This is a genomic window from Streptomyces sp. NBC_01294 (assembly GCF_035917235.1).
GTDB lineage: Bacteria > Actinomycetota > Actinomycetes > Streptomycetales > Streptomycetaceae > Streptomyces > Streptomyces caledonius.
This window is the reverse complement of record NZ_CP108423.1, coordinates 3,731,054-3,747,490: the sequence shown is the minus strand read 5'-3', so window position 1 is coordinate 3,747,490 and position 16,437 is coordinate 3,731,054. Positions and strand designations below refer to the sequence as shown.

Sequence of the window (16,437 nt, the reverse complement as noted above, 5' to 3'; positions counted from 1 at the left end):
CATGACGCGGACGCTCAAGACCCCCGACACCCCCGACATCCCCGACATCCCCGACACCGACTCGGCCCGGGCCGCTCTGGAGATCGCGTCGGAGTACGCGGACACGGCGCTGCTGAACCACTCCGTCCGCTCCTATGCCTTCGGGGCGCGGTACGCGGCCGACCACGGCCTGGAGTTCGACGCGGAACTCTTCTACGTGTCGGCCCTGCTGCACGACCTGGGCCTGACCGTGCCGTTCGACAGCCACACCCTGCCCTTCGAGGAGGCGGGCGGGCACGTCGCGCGCGTGCTGACGGCCGGACTGGGCTGGCCGGCGGCCCGGCGGGCCCGCGCCGCGGAGGTGATCGTGCTGCACATGCGGGACGACGTGACGGCGGCCGAGGACGTGGAGAGCCACCTCCTGCAGGTCGGCACGAGCGCCGACGTCTCGGGCCTGCGCGTGGCCGCGTTCGACCCGTCCTTCACGGCCGGCCTCCTCGCCGCGTACCCGCGCGGCACCTTCGGCGGCGACTTCCTCGCGCTGGTCGAGGACCAGGCGGCCCGCAAGCCCGACTGCGCGGCGGCCGCGTACGTGGCGGGCGGCGCGGCCGTCCGCATCGCGGCGAACCCCCTGGAGCGGATGTAGCGGATGTAGGGGTCGGCCCGGGCCCCGGCCGACCCCCTGGAGCGGATGCGGGCCGCCATCCCGCAGCGGATGTGGGTCGCGACCCCGCAGCGGATGCGGGTCGCGCCCCCGGAGCGGATGCGGGTCGCCACCCCGGAGCGGGCCCGGTGCCGCACGCCGCCGCGCGGATGCGGGACGCCACCCCGGAGCTCACCCACATCCGCTGGCGCGTCGGATAGCGTGCCCGCATGTCGTGGGACGAGGACGGAACACCGCACCCGCTCGCACTGCGCCGCACCGGCCGCAGCGAACTGGAGGCGGACCGGCTGCCCGAGATCCGGGAGCTGGAGGCGCTCGGCTGGGAGCCGGCCCCCGAAGACCTGCGCTGGGTGTTCCTGCCGTACGTCTGGCCCCCGGCGGCCCGGACCTGGATCCCCGACCGCTCCACCCACTGGGCGGTGGACACCGCGCTCGACGGCCACGGCCACATCACCGGCGTGGAATGCGCCCCGCTCCCCGAGCCCGACCTTCGCGACCTCGACCGGGAGGCCGACGCGGCCCTCGCAGGCCTCGGTCTCCCGCCCCGCCCCCGCGGCCGCCTCTGGCTGCTCCGCCCGGTCGGGCCCTTCGCCACCCTGGGCGAGGTCCTCGACCACCTCGACACCGTGGCCGCCGAACGCGCCGTGGAAGCCCGGCCCGCGACGGCCTTCCTCACCCTGGCCCAAGCCGAGCTCGCCGAACTCGCCGTACGCCACGGGGACGGCGGCTAGAGGCGGGCTGCGTGCCCGTCAGAAACGTTTCCGCAGCTGAGGAGTCGTACGCCGCCGGCCCGTACGGGCCGGCGGGTGATGGCGACCCGAGCCCGGCGGGCTCCTCCCGCACGGCGTCACCACCGCGCCCGAGCCCGTGCCCTGTCCCGGCCTACCCCGGCCCGGCCCGACTCTCCGCGGCGCGGCGCCGGTCGCGCGCCCTCCTGCACGGGGGCGTGGTCACCGGGCACCACCGGGCCCTCCGGCGCTCTCGTGGCTACCCTGGTCGTGGGGGGTCACGGCGGGAGGCGAGCTCATGAGACGGCGCCATCACTTCCACATCGACCACGCGGGGCACTCGGTCAGCGCCACGGTCCAGACCGGGCGCGAGGCCGTCGTGGAGGTGCTCGTCGACGGCAAGGAGACGGGCTACGCCACGACGCACCACGATCACCCCGTGACCGTCCGCGTCGAGCTGCCGACGGATCCCCCGACGCAGGTGTCCGTCCGCGCGACACCCGGCCCGGGCGTGCCCCGCTGCATCTTCGAGGCGCCGGCCATCGAGCCGCACATCATGTCACCGCGGCCCTACTGACAGTCGGCGCGGCGGCCCGGCCCGGTAGGGCGCGGCCGCACGCGAGCGCGGCACGGCACGGCACGTGTCACCCTGGTCACCGACGTCAAGAACCTGTCATGGAGGCGTCAGGATCGGGGGGAACCATGGCCGAGGGGACGGCTCAGGCGGATCATCTGGCGGGGTACGCGGACATCCTGCTCGACGTCTGCGCCACAGGACGCCGGCTCACGCGCGCCGAGCTGGATGCGCGCAGGGCGCAGGGCATGCGGGCGGCGGAGGCGGGACTCGCGCTGCGCGGGCTCGTCCGGGCCCACCTGGCCGGGGCGCGGGAGGTGCATCCGCGGTTGCCGGCCGGGGCGGCGGGACCGCTGCTGGCGGCGCTGGAACAGGCGGTGGACGCCTTCGCCGAGGGGTACGAGCGCTCGCAGCACCAGGCCGTCCGCCAAGAGGAGGCCGCGCGCCGCGAGTTCATCGACGACCTGCTGTACGGGCGCAGCGACCTGGGCCGCCTCGCGGAGCGCGCCGTCCGGTTCGGGCTGCGGCTGTCGCAGGCCCACGCGGTCGCGGTGGCCCAGGGCCGGGAGCCGTACGGCGACGGCTACCCGGTGGCCCGCGGGATCGAGGAGACCGTGCTGGCCCGGTTCGGCAACCGGCAGATCCTGCTGACCACGAAGGACGGCCGGCTGGTCTGCGTCGCCCCGGGGGAACAGCCCGACGTCCTGGACTACTTCGCCCGGCAGGCGTACGCCGCCACCGACGGCGGCCGGGTCGCCATCGGCCGTTCCCACCAGGGGCCCGGCGGGGTCGTCCACTCGTACGAGGAAGCCCTGGGCGCCCTCGAACTCGCCGACCGGATGGGCCTGGAGGAGCCGGTGCTGCACGCGGCCGACCTGCTCGTCTACCCGGTCCTGACGCGGGACCGGCAGGCCATGGCCGACCTGGTGGAGAGCGTCCTCGGCCCGTTGCGGGCGGCCCGCGGCGGCGCTCGGCCCCTCATCGACACCCTGTCCGCGTACTTCGACAGCGGCTGCGTGGCGACCGAGGCCGCGCGCAGGATGTCGCTGAGCGTGCGGGCGCTGACGTACCGGCTGGAGCGCATCCACGGCCTGACCGGAGCCGACCCGGCCGACCCCCGGCACCGCTACACCCTGCAGACCGCCGTGATCGGGGCCCGGCTGCTGGACTGGCCGGGTGGAACCGGGAGCTGAGCCGGGCCCGGGTGGAACCGCGGCCTGAGCCAGGGCGTCCGTCCCTTCCGGGTGTGCGTTAAAGGGGCGTAAAGATTGCCGGGCACGGGCAATGCGCACAGCGGTGTCCCGGTGGCACGATCCCCGCATCCGGCGGAAACGCCGGCGGAGGGGGGAGGTGCTCGTGGGCTTGTTTCTCGGTCTCGGCATGGCGGGAATCGCGCTGCTCGCCGCCTCGCTGGTGTTCGACGGAATCCTGGAGGGCGTCTTCGGCGGCGCCCTGAACGGGCTGTTCGACGGCTGGCTGTCGCTCCCGGTCGTCGCCGGCTTCGTCTCGATGCTCGGCTTCACGGGGGCGATCGTGCTCGGGACCACGGGAGTGGGGCCGGGCGCGGCCACCGCCGCCGGAGCCCTCGCGGGAGCGGGCGCCGGCTGGCTCACGTGGCGGCTGAGCCGGGCACTCCTGCGGGACCACAGCGGAGCCGCGCCGCGCCAGGACGATCTGGTGGGATCGGCCGGGACGGTGGTGACCGCCATTCCGTCGGGCGGCTACGGCGAGGTGCTCCTGCGCCTGGCCGGGCAGCCGGTCAAGTACGCGGCGACCGCCGACGGCCCGCTGGCGCGCGGCGCCGAGGTGTGGGTCACGGCTGCGCCCTCGTCCACCTCGGTCAGCGTGCGGGCCGTCGAACACTGACGGCCGCCGCACCCACCCGTCCGTTCCATCACCGATCTGCCCCCAGAGGGAGGCAGGGGGGATTGATCATGAGCCCAGTCGTCATCGCGGTCGTGGGAGTCGTCGTACTCCTCGTCCTGCTCGCCCTGGTCGTCGTGACCCGCTACAAGGTCGCGGGGCCCAGCGAGGCGTTCATCATCACCGGCCGGCGCGGGAAGAGCTCCACCGACCCGGAGACCGGACGCATATCGACCGACAACAGCGGCCAGAAGGTCGTGGTCGGCGGAGGCGTGTTCGTCGTCCCGTTCGTCCAGCAGCGCTACAGCCTCGACCTGTCCAGCCGGCACATCCCGGTCGCCGTCCGCGGCGCGGTCACCCTGCGCGGCATCAAGGCCAACCTGGAGGGTGTCGCGATCGTCAAGGTCGGCGGCACCGAGGATGCCATCCGCGCCGCCGCGCAGCGCTTCCTGCAGCAGCAGGACGGGATCGTCGGCTTCACCCAGGAAGTGCTGTCCGGGGCCCTTCGCGCCATCGTCGGCCGGATGTCGGTGGAGGACATCATCCGCGACCGCGCCGCGTTCGCCGGCCAGGTCGCCGAGGAGGCCGAGGCCAGCCTGTCCGGGCAGGGCCTGGTCCTGGACGCCTTCCAGATCCAGGACATCACCACCGAGGGCTCCTACCTCGAAGACCTCGGCCGTCCCGAGGCCGCCCGCGCCAAGCAGGAGGCGGACATCGCCGAGGCCATCTCCCGCCGGGCCGCCGAGCAGGCCCGGCTGAAGGCCGAGGAGGAGATCGCCGTCGCCGAGCGGACCCTGTACCTGCGCCAGGCGGAGATCAAGGCCGAGACCGACGCGGCCGCCGCCCAGGCCAACGCCGCCGGCCCGCTCGCCGAGGCCGACCGCCAGCAGCAGATCCTGGCCGAACAGGAGAAGGTCGCCGAACGCCAGGCCGCCCTGACCGACCGCCAGCTCGACACCCAGGTCCGCAAGCCCGCCGACGCCCGCCGCTACGAGGCCGAACAGGAGGCGGAGGCCAAGCGCGTGGCCCGGGTCAAGCAGGCCGAGGCCGAACGCCTCGCGGCGATCGCGGCCGCCCAGGCCGAGGCCGAGCGGGCCCGCCTCATCGGTGAGGGCGAGAAGCAGCGCCGTTCGGCCCTGGCCGAGGCCGAGGCCATCGAGGGCGCCAAGCGCGGTGAGGCCGAGCGGGCCCGGCGCGCGGCGATCGCGGAGGCGGTACGCCTCGAAGGCGACGCGGAGGCGGCCGCCATCGCCGCCAAGGGCGCAGCCGAGGCCGAGGCGATGCAGAAGAAGGCCGACGCGTTCGAGAGCTACGGCGACGCCGCGGTGATCCAGATGATGGTCGAGGCGCTGCCGCTGGTGGTGGCCAAGGCCGCCGAACCGCTGTCCGCCATCGACAAGATGACCGTCATCTCCACCGACGGCGCGAGCCAGCTGTCCCGTACCGTCGCCGACAACGTCGCCCAGGGCATGGAACTCCTCGGCTCCACCACCGGCGTCGACCTGGCCCAGCTCCTCAAGGGCCTCACGACCACAAAGCCGGACACCGCCCCCGCCCCCGCTCCCGCGGCGCCCAACGGAAAGATCGAGATCGCCGGCTAGGCCCATCACGCCACCCTGGGGCCCACGGCGGGGAAGGGCCTGATCCACGATCCGGATCAGGCCCTGACGTGGTCCTGCGAAGAGGCCGGCGCCCGTATCCGCGTGTGGGTGCGGCCGTGGACGGGCCGCGGTCTATATGTTGGGCGGGTGCACCGCCTCTTCCGATGGCCCCGCCGCTCCGACCACACTCGGTCGGCATCTCGGACGGACCACGCGGGAGCCGTCTACGGGTCGCTCCTGGCGGCTTCGGTGATCGCCACGGCCAGCGCGGTCGGCGACTTCCCGCGTCTCCAGCTCATCGTGATGCTTCTGGTGACGGGCACGGTCTTCTGGGTGGCCCACGTCTACGCGCACCTCGCCGGCGAACGACTGGTGGGCCGGCCCGTCGGCTGGGCCGAGGTCCGACGGGCCGGACGGCGCGAGCTGCCCATCATCGAGGCGGCCGTGCTGCCGGCGGCGGCCCTGGCCGTGAGCCCGCTGCTGGGACTGGGGCCGAGCGGCTCGGTGTGGTTCGCCCTGTCGGTCGCGGGGGCGCAGCAATTCTGCTGGGCCCTGTTCGGAGCCCTGAACGCCGGTGCCTCCCGCGCCCAGGCGGTCATCGAGGGCCTGGTCAACGTGTTCTTCGTGCTGCTGATCGCGGTGGCGAAGGCGGCCGTCGGGCACTGACGAGGTCCACGCGGCGAAACCGTGGTCACGCAGAGGGACACGCACAGAAACAGGTGAGGCGCCTACTGAACCAGTAGGCGCCTCACCTGTTACCACAGCGTCGGGGTGGCGGGATTTGAACCCACGACCTCTTCGTCCCGAACGAAGCGCGCTGCCAAGCTGCGCTACACCCCGATCGTCGCCCCGCAGCGCTTGCTGCCCTGGCGACATCGATTACTTTAGCGGACCTCACGCCGGAGACGAAATCCGGTTTTCGCGGAGCGGTCGGCGGCGCGGGATCCCTACGCCTTCGGGGTCAGCGTCAGGAGGGTCGCCTCCGGCGGGCAGGCGAAGCGGACCGGGGTGAAGCGGTTGGTGCCGCAGCCCGCCGAGACGTGCAGGTACGCGCGCCGGCCCTCGGCCTCGTGCGTGGACAGGCCCTTCACGCGCTCCGTGTCCAGGTCGCAGTTGGTGACGAGCGCCCCGTAGAAGGGGATGCACAACTGCCCGCCGTGGGTGTGGCCCGCGAGGATCAGCGGGTACCCGTCGGCGGTGAAGGACTCCAGCACCCGCAGGTACGGGGCGTGCACCACGGCCAGCGAGAAGTCCGCGTCCGCCTCCGGGCCGCCGGCGACCGCCTCGTAGCGGTCCCGCTTGATGTGCGGGTCGTCGAGCCCGGTGAAGGCCAGCTCCAGGCCGTCCAGCTTCAGGCGCGCCCGGGTGTTGGTGAGGTTCAGCCAGCCGGCCGCGTCGAAGGCGTCCCGCATCTCCTCCCACGGGTTGTGGACGGCGCCGACGACCGGCTTGTTGCCGTTCAGCCCGTGCCGGCCCTGGGCCTTCTCCAGCAGGTAGAGCGCGGGGTTGCGCAGACGCGGCCCGTAGTAGTCGTTCGACCCGAAGACGTACACGCCCGGGAAGGACATCAGGGGTCCCAGGGCGTCGAGCACCTCGGGGACGCCCTCGGTGTCGGAGAGGTTGTCGCCGGTGTTCACGACGAAGTCGGGGCGCAGGCCGGCGAGGGACTGCAGCCAGGCGCGCTTCTTGCGCTGCCCGCCGACCATGTGGATGTCCGAGACCTGGAGTATGCGCAGCGGGCGCATCCCCTGGGGAAGGACCGGCACCGTGACCCGGCGCAGGCGGAAGGACCGCGCCTCGAAACCGGCGGCGTAGGCCACACCCGCGGCCCCCACCGCCGCGATTCCGGCAGCCGCCTTCAGGGGTACTCCGTAACGCGCACGCATGGACACATCGTCGCAGACGCGCAAAACAGGTGGGCGCCACCGCCCCCGCACCTGGCACACTCACCTCCATGACCACGCTCAAGGCCAAGCTCCAGGAAGACCTCACGACCGCCATCAGGGCGCGCGACGAGCTGCACTCGTCCACGCTGCGACTGACCCTTTCCGCCATCACCAAGGAGGAGGTCGCGGGCAAGGAGGCCCGTGTGCTCTCCGATGAGGAAGTCCTCAAGGTGATCGCCAAGGAGGCGAAGAAGCGCCGTGAGGCGGCCGAGGCCTTCGCCCAGGGCGGCCGCCCCGAGCAGGCCGCACGGGAGACCGCGGAGGGCGAGTTCCTCGACACGTACCTGCCCAAGCAGCTCACCGACGACGAGCTCGTGGCGATCGTGACGCAGGCCGTCGAGGAGGCCAAGGCGGCGGGTGCCGAGGGGCCGCGGGCCATGGGCGCCGTCATGAAGATCGTGAACCCGAAGGTCGCCGGACTGGCGGAGGGCGGGCGCGTCGCCGCCGTCGTCAAGCAGCAGCTCTCCTAGGCAGCGAGCAGACAGACAGACAGTAGTAAAGGGAGGGCCCCAGCCGGTTCCGGCTGGGGCCCTCCCCCTTCACTGCTGTGCGCCGACCGCGGCGCTACTGGTCGTCGCGGCCGCCGATCAGGCCGCCGCCCCGCGGGTCGATCGTGATCCCGGGGAACGGGGGCTGCGGATCGGTACCGCCGCCGCCCGTGGCACCCTCGGTGGCTCCGGCCGTCTGACCGCCCGGCCGCCCACCGGGCTTGCCGTCGCCTCCGGGCCTGCCGGGCCTGCTCGGGTTGGTGGACGGCTTGTTGCCGCGCGGGCCGCCGGCCGGAACGTTCGGTTCCGGGATGCTGACCGTGCTGAAGTACAGGCGCTCACGCCCGGCCAGCGCGCCCGTGACCGCGTCCTTCCAGATCGGGCCCGGCAGACCGCCGCCGAAGACCTTCTCGTACGGCTTGCCGCCGATCACGATGTTCTCCATCGTGATCTTCCTCGTGCCGCCCGAGCCGACCCACACCGCGCCGGAGAGGTTCGGGGTGTAGCCCACGAACCAGGCGTTGTAGCGGGAGTCCGTCGTACCGGTCTTGCCGGCGCTGTCGCGGTCGGTCAGGCCGGCGCGCTCACCGGTGCCGGAGTCGACCACTCCACCCAGCAGGGTGTTGATGGTGTCGGCGGTCTCCGTCGACATGGCCCGGTCGCACTTGGTCTTGGGCACCGCGAGCGCCTTGCCGTGCGCGTCGGTGATCGACTCGATGGCGACCGGCGTGCAGTAGACGCCGCGGTTGGCGAAGGTCGCGTAGGCGTTGGCCATCGTCAGCGGGGAGAGTTCGGCGGAGCCGAGCGCGATCGACGGGGACTCGGGCAGCTTCGAGCCGTCGGCCGGGGTCACGCCGAGCTTCTGCGTCATCTCCGTCACCGGGCAGAGGCCGATCTCGCCGATCATCTCGACGAAGTACGTGTTGATCGACTTCTCCATCGCCGTCCGCAGCGCGTACGGGCCGATCTCGTCCTCGGTCTCGTTCTTCGCCGTCTCCTTCTTGTAGGAGGGGTTGACGTACTGCGAGCCGTCACAGCGGGAGATCGGGCTCGGGTAGTCCATCTTGTTCGGCGCCTGGTACACCTTCGTCGGCGGCATGCCGCCCTCCAGGGCGGCGGCCGCGATGAACGGCTTGAAGGTCGAACCCACCTGGAAGCCGAAGTTCGAGCCGCCCATCCGCTTGTCCACGGAGTAGTTGATCTGCGTCTCGTTCTTCCCGAAGCCGTACGGCTTGGACTGGCCCATCGCCAGCACCCGGCCGGTGCCCGGCTGGACCATGGTCACGGCCGTCGCGATCGAGTCCTCCTGGTCGACGTGGTCCTTGATCGACTCGTTGGCCGCGTCCTGCGACTGCGGGTCCAGGGTCGTGCGCACCGTCAGGCCGCCCTGGTTCCAGACCTTCGCCCGCTCCTCGCGGGTCTTGCCGAAGGCCGTGTCGGTCAGGAAGGAGTTGCGCACGTAGTCGCAGAAGAAGCCGGCGCCCTTGACCGCGGTGATGCAGCCGTTCTTCGGCTTGGTCACCTTCAGTACGACCGGCTTCGCCTTCGCCGCGTCCGCCTCCGCCTGCGAGATGTCCTTGATGTCGGCCATCCGCTGGAGGACGAGGTTGCGGCGCTTCATCGCCTCCTGCGTGTCGTTCACGGGGTCGTAGCGGCTCGGCGACTGCACGAGGCCCGCCAGCAGCGCGGACTCCTCCAGGGTCAGGTCCTTGGAGGCCTTGCTGAAGTAGCGCTGGGCCGCGGATTCGATCCCGTAGGCCTGCTGACCGAAGAAGGTGATGTTGAGGTAGTTCTCGAGGATCTTCTTCTTCCCGAGCTCTTCCTCGACCTGGATCGCGTACTTCAGTTCGCGGATCTTGCGGCCGAGGCTCTTCTCCTGGGCCTCTCGGACCTTGGTCTCGTCGTCGCCGGCCTCTTCGACGAACACGTTCTTCACGTACTGCTGGGTGAGCGTGGAGGCGCCCTGTGCGGCGCCGCCTTCCTGTGCGTTGCGGTTGACCGCGCGCAGGATGCCCTTGAGGTCGACCGCACCGTGCTCGTAGAAACGCGAGTCCTCGATGGCGACGATCGCCTTCTGCATGTACGGGGAGATCGCCGTGAGCGGGACCACCTGCCGGTCGCGTGAATAGACGGTGGCGATCACGCCACCCTCGGCGTCCAGAATCGTGGTCCGCTGACTCAGTGGCGGAGTCTTGAGATTGGCCGGGATCTCATCGAATCCCTCGACCGTGCCCTTGGCGGCGAGCCCCAGGGCGCCTGCGGCCGGAATCGCCATGCCGGCCAGCACAACTCCGGAGAGAACGGACACCCCGAGGAACTTGGCGGCCTGCTGGCTCCCCGTGAGCCCGCCGCCCGAGCGCTTCTTTCCCATGGAGGGCAGCCTACGTTCTGATTCGCCGGACACACGCGAATGCCTTGGCCTAAGCTGTCCTCAACTGTCACAGCAGTGCGGTGCGACATCAACCCCTCGGCTTGATTTTCACCCTTCCCGAATGGGGTGGACTGATGTCCGAATCTCGCCCCTCTGCTGAAGCCGCCCCGCCGATTACACCCGAATCGCCGGAATGGTCGGGCATGTCGTCGGATCACTCCGTCGGGTGATCTGCCGCTTACCCATAGTCCGTTCGGACCATTCAAGATTGGGCCCGTCGGGGGTGTTGCACTGTGCCCGCCTTCCGTAACGTCCTCAACTGGCAGCGGTGAATATGCCGCTACCGCCGTGGGGGAGCCTCGATTCGGGAGAGGACGGCGCCGGGATGGGCTGGGTTACCGACTGGAGTGCGCAGGCAGCCTGCCGCACTACCGATCCGGATGAACTGTTCGTTCAAGGAGCGGCACAGAACAGGGCCAAGGCGGTGTGCACCGGATGTCCGGTGCGGACCGAATGCCTGGCCGACGCGCTCGACAACCGTGTCGAGTTCGGCGTGTGGGGCGGAATGACCGAGCGGGAACGACGCGCACTGCTGCGCCGGCGTCCCACCGTCACCTCGTGGCGACGGCTGCTCGAAACCGCACGTACGGAGTACGAGCGCAGCACGGGCATCCTCACCATGGATGCAGACGCGGAGATCGACGTTCCGTACGAGGCGTACGCGGCAGCCGGGTAGATCACGCGGCCGCCACGACGTACGAACGCCTACGCTCCGGCCGGAACCCCGGCCGCGAGTCGTTCTCCGATGGCCAGCAGCCCGGCGAGGTCGTGCACATCGCCGGGCAGGGCGGCCACTTCGGCCACCGCCACTTCGGGGTGCAGTGAGGTGAATCGATCGCGTGTGCGCTGCTCACGCGCGATCACCTGCATCCGTTCGGCGTGCAGGCGCAGCAGTCCTGCCGTGATCTGGTCGACGACCGCGGTGTCGCCTTCGGTGCCGGGGGAGCCTGTCTCGGGAGGGTTCGCGGTCCGTGCGGACTCGGCGGTCTTCGGCGTGTCAGCCGTCCCCGGAGGGTCCGCCGCCTCAGGGGTCGCGGTCTCCGCGGTTTCGGTGGGTCCCGCGGCCGAGTCACGAAGTCCAGCTTTCCCGGACTCCTGATCGACAATGCCGCCTTCTTCAAGATTCTCTGCGGCGGCCAACGCCCGTTCGGCGGACAGCTGGTCGGCGCCGCTGCCGTGCACCCGGTTCAGTACCAGACCGGCGAGCGGCATGTTCTCCGCGGCCAGCCGCTCCACGAAGTACGCCGCCTCGCGCAGGGCGTCCGGTTCGGGCGCCGCGACCACCAGGAAGGCCGTACCGGGCGCCTGGAGCAGCCGGAAGGTCGCGTCCGCGCGCGTCCGGAAACCGCCGAACATCGTGTCCATCGCGGCCACGAAGGTCTGGACGTCCTTCAGCAGCGAGGCCCCCATCAGCTTGCTGAGGGTGCCGGTCATCATCGACATGCCGACATTCAGGAACTTCATCCCGGCCCGGCCGCCCACCTTCGCCGGAGCCATCAGCACCCGGATGAACTTCCCGTCCAGGAAGGACCCGAGGCGCTTCGGCGCGTCCAGGAAGTCCAGCGCGGACCGGCTCGGCGGCGTGTCCACGATGATCAGGTCCCAGTCGTCCCGGGCCCGCAGCTGCCCCAGCTTCTCCATCGCCATGTACTCCTGCGTGCCCGCGAAGCCGGCCGACAGCGACTGGTAGAAGGGATTGGCGAGGATGGCCCGGGCCCGCTCGCCGTCCGCGTGCGCCTCGACGATCTCGTCGAAGGTCCGCTTCATGTCCAGCATCATGGCGTGCAGTTCGCCGTCGCCCGCCCCCACGGTCTCGACCTTGCGCGGGGTGTTGTCCAGCGAGTCGATCCCCATCGACTGCGCGAGCCGCCGGGCCGGGTCGATGGTGAGCACGACCGCCTTCCGCCCGCGCCCGGCCGCCCGTACGCCCAGTGCCGCGGCCGTGGTGGTCTTGCCGACCCCGCCCGCCCCGCAGCACACGATGATCCGGGTCTCCCGGTCGTCCAGCAGCCGGTCGACCGCCAGCCGCGGCGGAGTGTCCAGGCCCACGGTGTCCACCCCCTCGCTCATTCGGCCACCGACTGCTTCCGCAGTTCCTTGGCCAGCCCGTACAGCCCGGCCAGATCCATCCCCGCGCCGAGCAGGGGGAGTTCGTACGTGGGCAGGTCCAGCCCCGTCAGTACGGCCCGCTGCGCGCGCTCCAGCTCCACCCGGCTCGCGTGCTCGGCGGCCTGCGCGAGCAGCGGGTCCACCAGCCGCTCGGCCAGCCCGCCGCGGCGCGCGCCGCCGAGGCCCGCCCGGGACAGCGCCTTCGCCACCTCGGCGCGGTGGTCGCCGGCCGCGGTGCGCAGGGTGTCCTCGTCCAGGTGGTGCGGCCGGACCATGTTGACGACGACGCGGCCGACCGGCAGCCCGGCCGCGCGCAGTTCCTCGATGCCGTCCGCGGTCTCCTGGACGGGCATCTCCTCCAGGAGGGTGACCAGGTGCACGGCCGTCTCGGGGGACTTGAGCACCTTCATGACGGCCTGCGCCTGGTTGTGGATCGGACCGAACCGGGCCAGGCCCGCCACCTCGTCGTTGACGTTCAGGAACCGGGTGATCCGCCCGGTCGGCGGCGCGTCCATGATCACGTGGTCGTAGACGTACGCGCCGGCCTTGTTCTTGCGCCGTACCGCCTCGCACGCCTTGCCGGTCAGCAGCACGTCGCGCAGCCCGGGGGCGATAGTCGTCGCGAAGTCGATGGCGCCGAGCTTCTTGAGCGCGCGGCCGGCCGAGCCGAGCTTGTAGAACATCTGGAGGTAGTCCAGCAGCGCCCGTTCGGCGTCGATGGCGAGCGCGAACACCTCACCCCCGCCCGGCGCCACGGCGATCTTCCGCTCCTCGTACGGGAGCGCCTCGGCACCGAAGAGCTGCGCGAGCCCCTGCCTGCCCTCGACCTCCACCAGAAGAGTCCGCTTGCCCTCGCGTGCGAGGGCAAGCGCGAGTGCCGCGGCGACCGTGGTCTTGCCGGTGCCGCCCTTGCCGCTGACCACCTGGAGCCTGCTCACAGCGTCCGAGCCTAATTCCTTCGTGTCGACTCCGAGGGAGCCGGGTGGTTCTGCCGGAGTGTTCGAGGGTGAGGTGCGTTACGCCGGATCCGCGCCGGACGCGCGAACCCTCTGGTCAGACCACTCGGGCGGGCTCCCGCACCACACGGCCGCCGGGACGCGCATGAGCTCCGCATCACAGGCACTACCCTCGCTCCCATGACCAAGAAGTTCGAATATGCGACGGTCCCGCTGCTGGTTCACGCCACCAAGCAGATCCTGGACACCTGGGGCGAGGACGGCTGGGAGCTCGTCCAGGTCGTGCCCGGCCCGAACAACCCCGAGCAGCTCGTGGCCTACCTCAAGCGGGAGAAGGCATGAGCGGAGTCGTCGACGCGAAGCTGGCCGAGCTCGGCCTGACCCTGCCCGAGGTCGTCCCGCCGCTGGCCACCTACCAGCCGGCCGTGCGGTCGGGCGCGTACGTCTACACCGCGGGCCAGCTCCCGATGGTCAAGGGCAGCATGCCGGTCACCGGCAAGGTCGGCGCCGAGGTCTCGCCGGAGCAGGCCAAGGAGCTGGCCGCCACGTGCGCGCTGAACGCCCTGGCCGCCGTCAAGTCCGTGATCGGTGACCTCGACAAGATCGCGCGTGTCGTGAAGGTCGTCGGCTTCATCGCCTCGTCCCCCGACTTCACGGGTCAGCCGGGCGTGCTGAACGGCGCGAGCGAGCTGCTCGGCGCCGTCCTCGGCGACAAGGGCGTCCACGCCCGCAGCGCGGTCGGCGTGGCGGTCCTGCCGCTGGACGCGCCGGTCGAGATCGAGATCCAGGTCGAGCTGGTGGCCGGAGCCTGACCCCTCCGGGGAGGGATCCGCGAGCCCGGCCCCCGGCCGCCCCGAGCGGCGGCGCGGCCGGGCTCTGCCGGATCCAGCCCCTCCCGCAGGCCGAGGCCCGGTCTGCGAGGCCCGGCGCAGCCCTGCCGAGCGGCAGGTCAGGGCAGGGGACCCTCGAACATCGGGCCGGATGGCCGTAGCATCCGGCCATGCCGAATGGTCAGCATGGTCAGCAGCAGCCCCCCGCCGGAGGCCAGTGGTACCCCCCGGAGTGGCCCGACCGCATCCGCGCGCTCGCGGACGGATCGCTCACCCCGGTGCAGCCGCGGCGCGCCGCCACCGTGATGCTCCTGCGCGACACGCCTGCCGGGCCCACCGTGCACATGCTGCGCAGACGGGCCTCCATGGCCTTCGCCGGGGGCGCGTACGCCTATCCGGGCGGCGGGGTCGACCCCCGCGACGAGGAGCACCAGGTCGGCTGGGCGGGGCCCTCGCAGGAGGACTGGGCGGCCCGGCTCGGGACCGATGCCCGTACCGCGCAGGCCATCGTCTGCGGCGCCGTGCGGGAGACCTTCGAGGAGGCGGGCGTCCTGCTCGCCGGGCAGACCCCGGACACCGTCGTCGGCGACACCACCGGTGACGACTGGGAGGCCGACCGGCAGGCCCTCGTGGCGCGGGAGCTGTCCTTCGCGGAGTTCCTCGACCGCCGGGGCCTGCGACTGCGCTCCGACCTGCTCGGGGCGTGGGCGCGCTGGATCACGCCCGAGTTCGAGCCGCGCCGCTACGACACGTGGTTCTTCGTCGCAGCCCTCCCCGAGGGCCAGCGCACCCGCAACGCCTCCACCGAGGCCGACCGGACGGTGTGGATCCGCCCGGCCGACGCGGCCGCCGGCTACGACAAGGGCGAGCTGCTGATGATGCCGCCCACCATCTCCACCCTGCGTTCCCTGGAGCCGTACGGGAGCGCCCTCGACGCGCTCACCGCGGCCGCGGCCCAGGACCTCACCCCGGTCCTGGCCGAGGCCTCGCTGGAGGATGGCGAGCTGGTGCTCAGCTGGCCGGGCCACGACGAGTTCACCAAGCGGGTCCGCCCCGGCCGTCCGGGAGGCACCGCATGAGCGACGCCGTCGCACTGCCCGGACAGCCCCGCGGATTCGTCACCTCCGGGCCGGCGACCGCCCGCGCGGTGAACATCCTGGCCCCCAACGCCTCCGCGATGACCCTGGACGGCACCAACACCTGGCTCCTCTCCGAGCCCGGCTCCGACCTCGCCGTCGTGATCGACCCCGGCCCGCTGGACGACGGACACCTGAGGGCGGTCATCGCCACCGCGGAGCAGGCCGGCAAGCGGATCGCCCTGACCCTGCTGACCCATGGCCACCCCGACCACGCCGAGGGCGCGGGCCGCTTCGCCGAGCTCACCGGCACCAAGGTCCGCGCCCTGGACGCGGCGCTGCGCCTCGGCGACGAGGGCCTGGCCGCCGGGGACGTGATCCGCACGGGCGGGCTGGAGCTGCGCGTGGTCCCGACCCCCGGCCACACCAGCGACTCGCTCTGCTTCCACCTGCCCGCCGACCGTGCCGTCCTGACCGGAGACACCATCCTGGGCCGCGGCACCACCGTCGTCGCCCATCCCGACGGCCGCCTCGGCGACTACCTGGACTCCCTGCGCCGCCTGCGCTCGCTCACCGTGGACGACGGGGTGCACACCGTCCTGCCGGGCCACGGGCCGGTCCTGGAGGACGCCCAGGGCGCCGTCGAGTACTACCTGGCCCACCGGGCGCACCGGCTCGCCCAGGTCGAGACCGCCGTCGAGAACGGCTTCGTGACCCCCGGGGCGGTCGTCGCCCAGGTCTACGCGGACGTGGACCGTTCCCTGTGGCCGGCCGCCGAATGGTCCGTTCGGGCGCAGCTCGAGTACCTTCAAGATCACGGACTGATCCCTGGAGGGCCCGAATGAACACCGTGTTCCTGCTGGTCGCGTTGGTCGCCACCGCCGGGTGGATCACCTCGACCGTGACCCTCCGGGTGCAGAGCCTGCAGCTCAAGGCGGACCGGACGGAGCGTCGCCTGGCGCTGGTGCTGGACCACTTCGGCATCGAGGAGCCGGAGCCGGCCGGGATGGACGAGGTACGCGCCCTGCTCATGGCCGACCGGGAGATCTCGGCGATCAAGGCCTACCGCCGGATCACGGGCGCGGGCCTGGCGGAGGCCAAGCTGGCCGTCGACGCCCTCGCGGTCACCGTCAAGAAGCCCTGAGGTTCCTGAGGCCCCTGGGGCCGTGGAGCATCCCTGGGCCTGCGGAGC

General features: G+C 72.0%; 18 protein-coding genes and 1 tRNA gene. 14 read left to right on the top strand and 5 right to left on the bottom strand.

The annotated features are described in order from the left end of the window. The first annotated feature begins 1 nt into the window (after position 1). The 7 genes from OG534_RS16785 (at position 2) to OG534_RS16755 (ending at position 6,075) form a co-directional block, all read left to right on the top strand. The gene (locus tag OG534_RS16785; RefSeq protein WP_326588862.1) at positions 2–625 is read left to right on the top strand and encodes an HD domain-containing protein; all 624 of its coding nucleotides are present in this window, start codon (positions 2–4) and stop codon (positions 623–625) included. Positions 626–852: 227 nt separating this feature from the next. Further along, complete coding sequence (locus OG534_RS16780) at positions 853–1,374, top strand: DUF5956 family protein (protein ID WP_326588861.1); 522 nt, start codon at positions 853–855, stop codon at positions 1,372–1,374. 295 nt (positions 1,375–1,669) lie between these two features. After that, positions 1,670–1,948, top strand: coding sequence for a hypothetical protein (locus OG534_RS16775; RefSeq protein ID WP_326588860.1), 279 nt, complete (start codon positions 1,670–1,672; stop codon positions 1,946–1,948). A 125-nt stretch (positions 1,949–2,073) separates the two neighbouring features. After that, positions 2,074–3,138 (top strand): PucR family transcriptional regulator, encoded by a 1,065-nt coding sequence (locus OG534_RS16770; protein WP_326588859.1) that lies wholly within the window; start codon positions 2,074–2,076, stop codon positions 3,136–3,138. Positions 3,139–3,301: 163 nt separating this feature from the next. Further along, entirely contained in the window at positions 3,302–3,811 is a 510-nt protein-coding gene (locus tag OG534_RS16765) for a hypothetical protein (RefSeq protein ID WP_326588858.1), read from the top strand. Positions 3,812–3,879: 68 nt separating this feature from the next. Further along, a complete protein-coding gene (locus OG534_RS16760; protein WP_326588857.1) occupies positions 3,880–5,409 on the top strand; it encodes a flotillin family protein in 1,530 nt (509 codons plus the stop codon). A 249-nt stretch (positions 5,410–5,658) separates the two neighbouring features. Then, the gene (locus tag OG534_RS16755; RefSeq protein ID WP_326588856.1) at positions 5,659–6,075 is read left to right on the top strand and encodes a hypothetical protein; all 417 of its coding nucleotides are present in this window, start codon (positions 5,659–5,661) and stop codon (positions 6,073–6,075) included. 100 nt (positions 6,076–6,175) lie between these two features. Here the strand turns inward: OG534_RS16755 and OG534_RS16750 are convergent. Both OG534_RS16750 and OG534_RS16745 read right to left on the bottom strand, forming a co-directional pair. Further along, positions 6,176–6,249 (bottom strand) — tRNA-Pro (locus OG534_RS16750). 107 nt (positions 6,250–6,356) lie between these two features. Further along, positions 6,357–7,295, bottom strand: a complete 939-nt coding sequence (locus OG534_RS16745; protein WP_326588855.1) for a metallophosphoesterase — start codon at positions 7,293–7,295, stop codon at positions 6,357–6,359. Between the two features lie 68 nt (positions 7,296–7,363). Between OG534_RS16745 and OG534_RS16740 the strand changes: the two genes are divergently transcribed. After that, positions 7,364–7,825 (top strand): GatB/YqeY domain-containing protein, encoded by a 462-nt coding sequence (locus OG534_RS16740; protein ID WP_326588854.1) that lies wholly within the window; start codon positions 7,364–7,366, stop codon positions 7,823–7,825. Positions 7,826–7,919: 94 nt separating this feature from the next. Here OG534_RS16740 and OG534_RS16735 read toward each other — a convergent pair whose 3' ends face one another. After that, complete coding sequence (locus tag OG534_RS16735; protein WP_326588853.1) at positions 7,920–10,214, bottom strand: transglycosylase domain-containing protein; 2,295 nt, start codon at positions 10,212–10,214, stop codon at positions 7,920–7,922. Between the two features lie 385 nt (positions 10,215–10,599). Here OG534_RS16735 and OG534_RS16730 point away from each other — a divergent pair, with 385 nt between their 5' ends. Next, positions 10,600–10,950: a WhiB family transcriptional regulator gene (locus OG534_RS16730; RefSeq protein WP_326588852.1), complete on the top strand. Its 351-nt coding sequence runs from the start codon at positions 10,600–10,602 to the stop codon at positions 10,948–10,950. Positions 10,951–10,979: 29 nt separating this feature from the next. On the opposite strand, the gene OG534_RS16725 is transcribed toward OG534_RS16730, so the two are convergent. Then, positions 10,980–12,344 (bottom strand): ArsA family ATPase, encoded by a 1,365-nt coding sequence (locus OG534_RS16725; protein WP_326588851.1) that lies wholly within the window; start codon positions 12,342–12,344, stop codon positions 10,980–10,982. Continuing rightward, complete coding sequence (locus OG534_RS16720; RefSeq protein ID WP_326588850.1) at positions 12,341–13,321, bottom strand: ArsA family ATPase; 981 nt, start codon at positions 13,319–13,321, stop codon at positions 12,341–12,343. The genes OG534_RS16725 and OG534_RS16720 overlap by 4 nt, the downstream gene beginning before the upstream one ends. Before the next feature lie 198 nt (positions 13,322–13,519). On the opposite strand from OG534_RS16720, the gene OG534_RS16715 reads away from it, so the two are divergent. The 5 genes from OG534_RS16715 (at position 13,520) to OG534_RS16695 (ending at position 16,389) form a co-directional block, all read left to right on the top strand. After that, complete coding sequence (locus OG534_RS16715) at positions 13,520–13,681, top strand: DUF4177 domain-containing protein (protein ID WP_007264966.1); 162 nt, start codon at positions 13,520–13,522, stop codon at positions 13,679–13,681. After that, positions 13,678–14,151 (top strand): RidA family protein, encoded by a 474-nt coding sequence (locus tag OG534_RS16710; protein ID WP_326588849.1) that lies wholly within the window; start codon positions 13,678–13,680, stop codon positions 14,149–14,151. Before OG534_RS16715 ends, OG534_RS16710 begins: the two co-directional genes overlap by 4 nt. Positions 14,152–14,339: 188 nt before the next feature. Beyond that, positions 14,340–15,248: an NUDIX hydrolase gene (locus OG534_RS16705; RefSeq protein ID WP_326588848.1), complete on the top strand. Its 909-nt coding sequence runs from the start codon at positions 14,340–14,342 to the stop codon at positions 15,246–15,248. Further along, the gene (locus tag OG534_RS16700) at positions 15,245–16,090 is read left to right on the top strand and encodes an MBL fold metallo-hydrolase (RefSeq protein WP_326588847.1); all 846 of its coding nucleotides are present in this window, start codon (positions 15,245–15,247) and stop codon (positions 16,088–16,090) included. Before OG534_RS16705 ends, OG534_RS16700 begins: the two co-directional genes overlap by 4 nt. Then, entirely contained in the window at positions 16,087–16,389 is a 303-nt protein-coding gene (locus OG534_RS16695) for a ribosomal protein L7/L12 (protein ID WP_326588846.1), read from the top strand. The genes OG534_RS16700 and OG534_RS16695 overlap by 4 nt, the downstream gene beginning before the upstream one ends. The last annotated feature ends 48 nt before the right edge of the window (positions 16,390–16,437 follow it).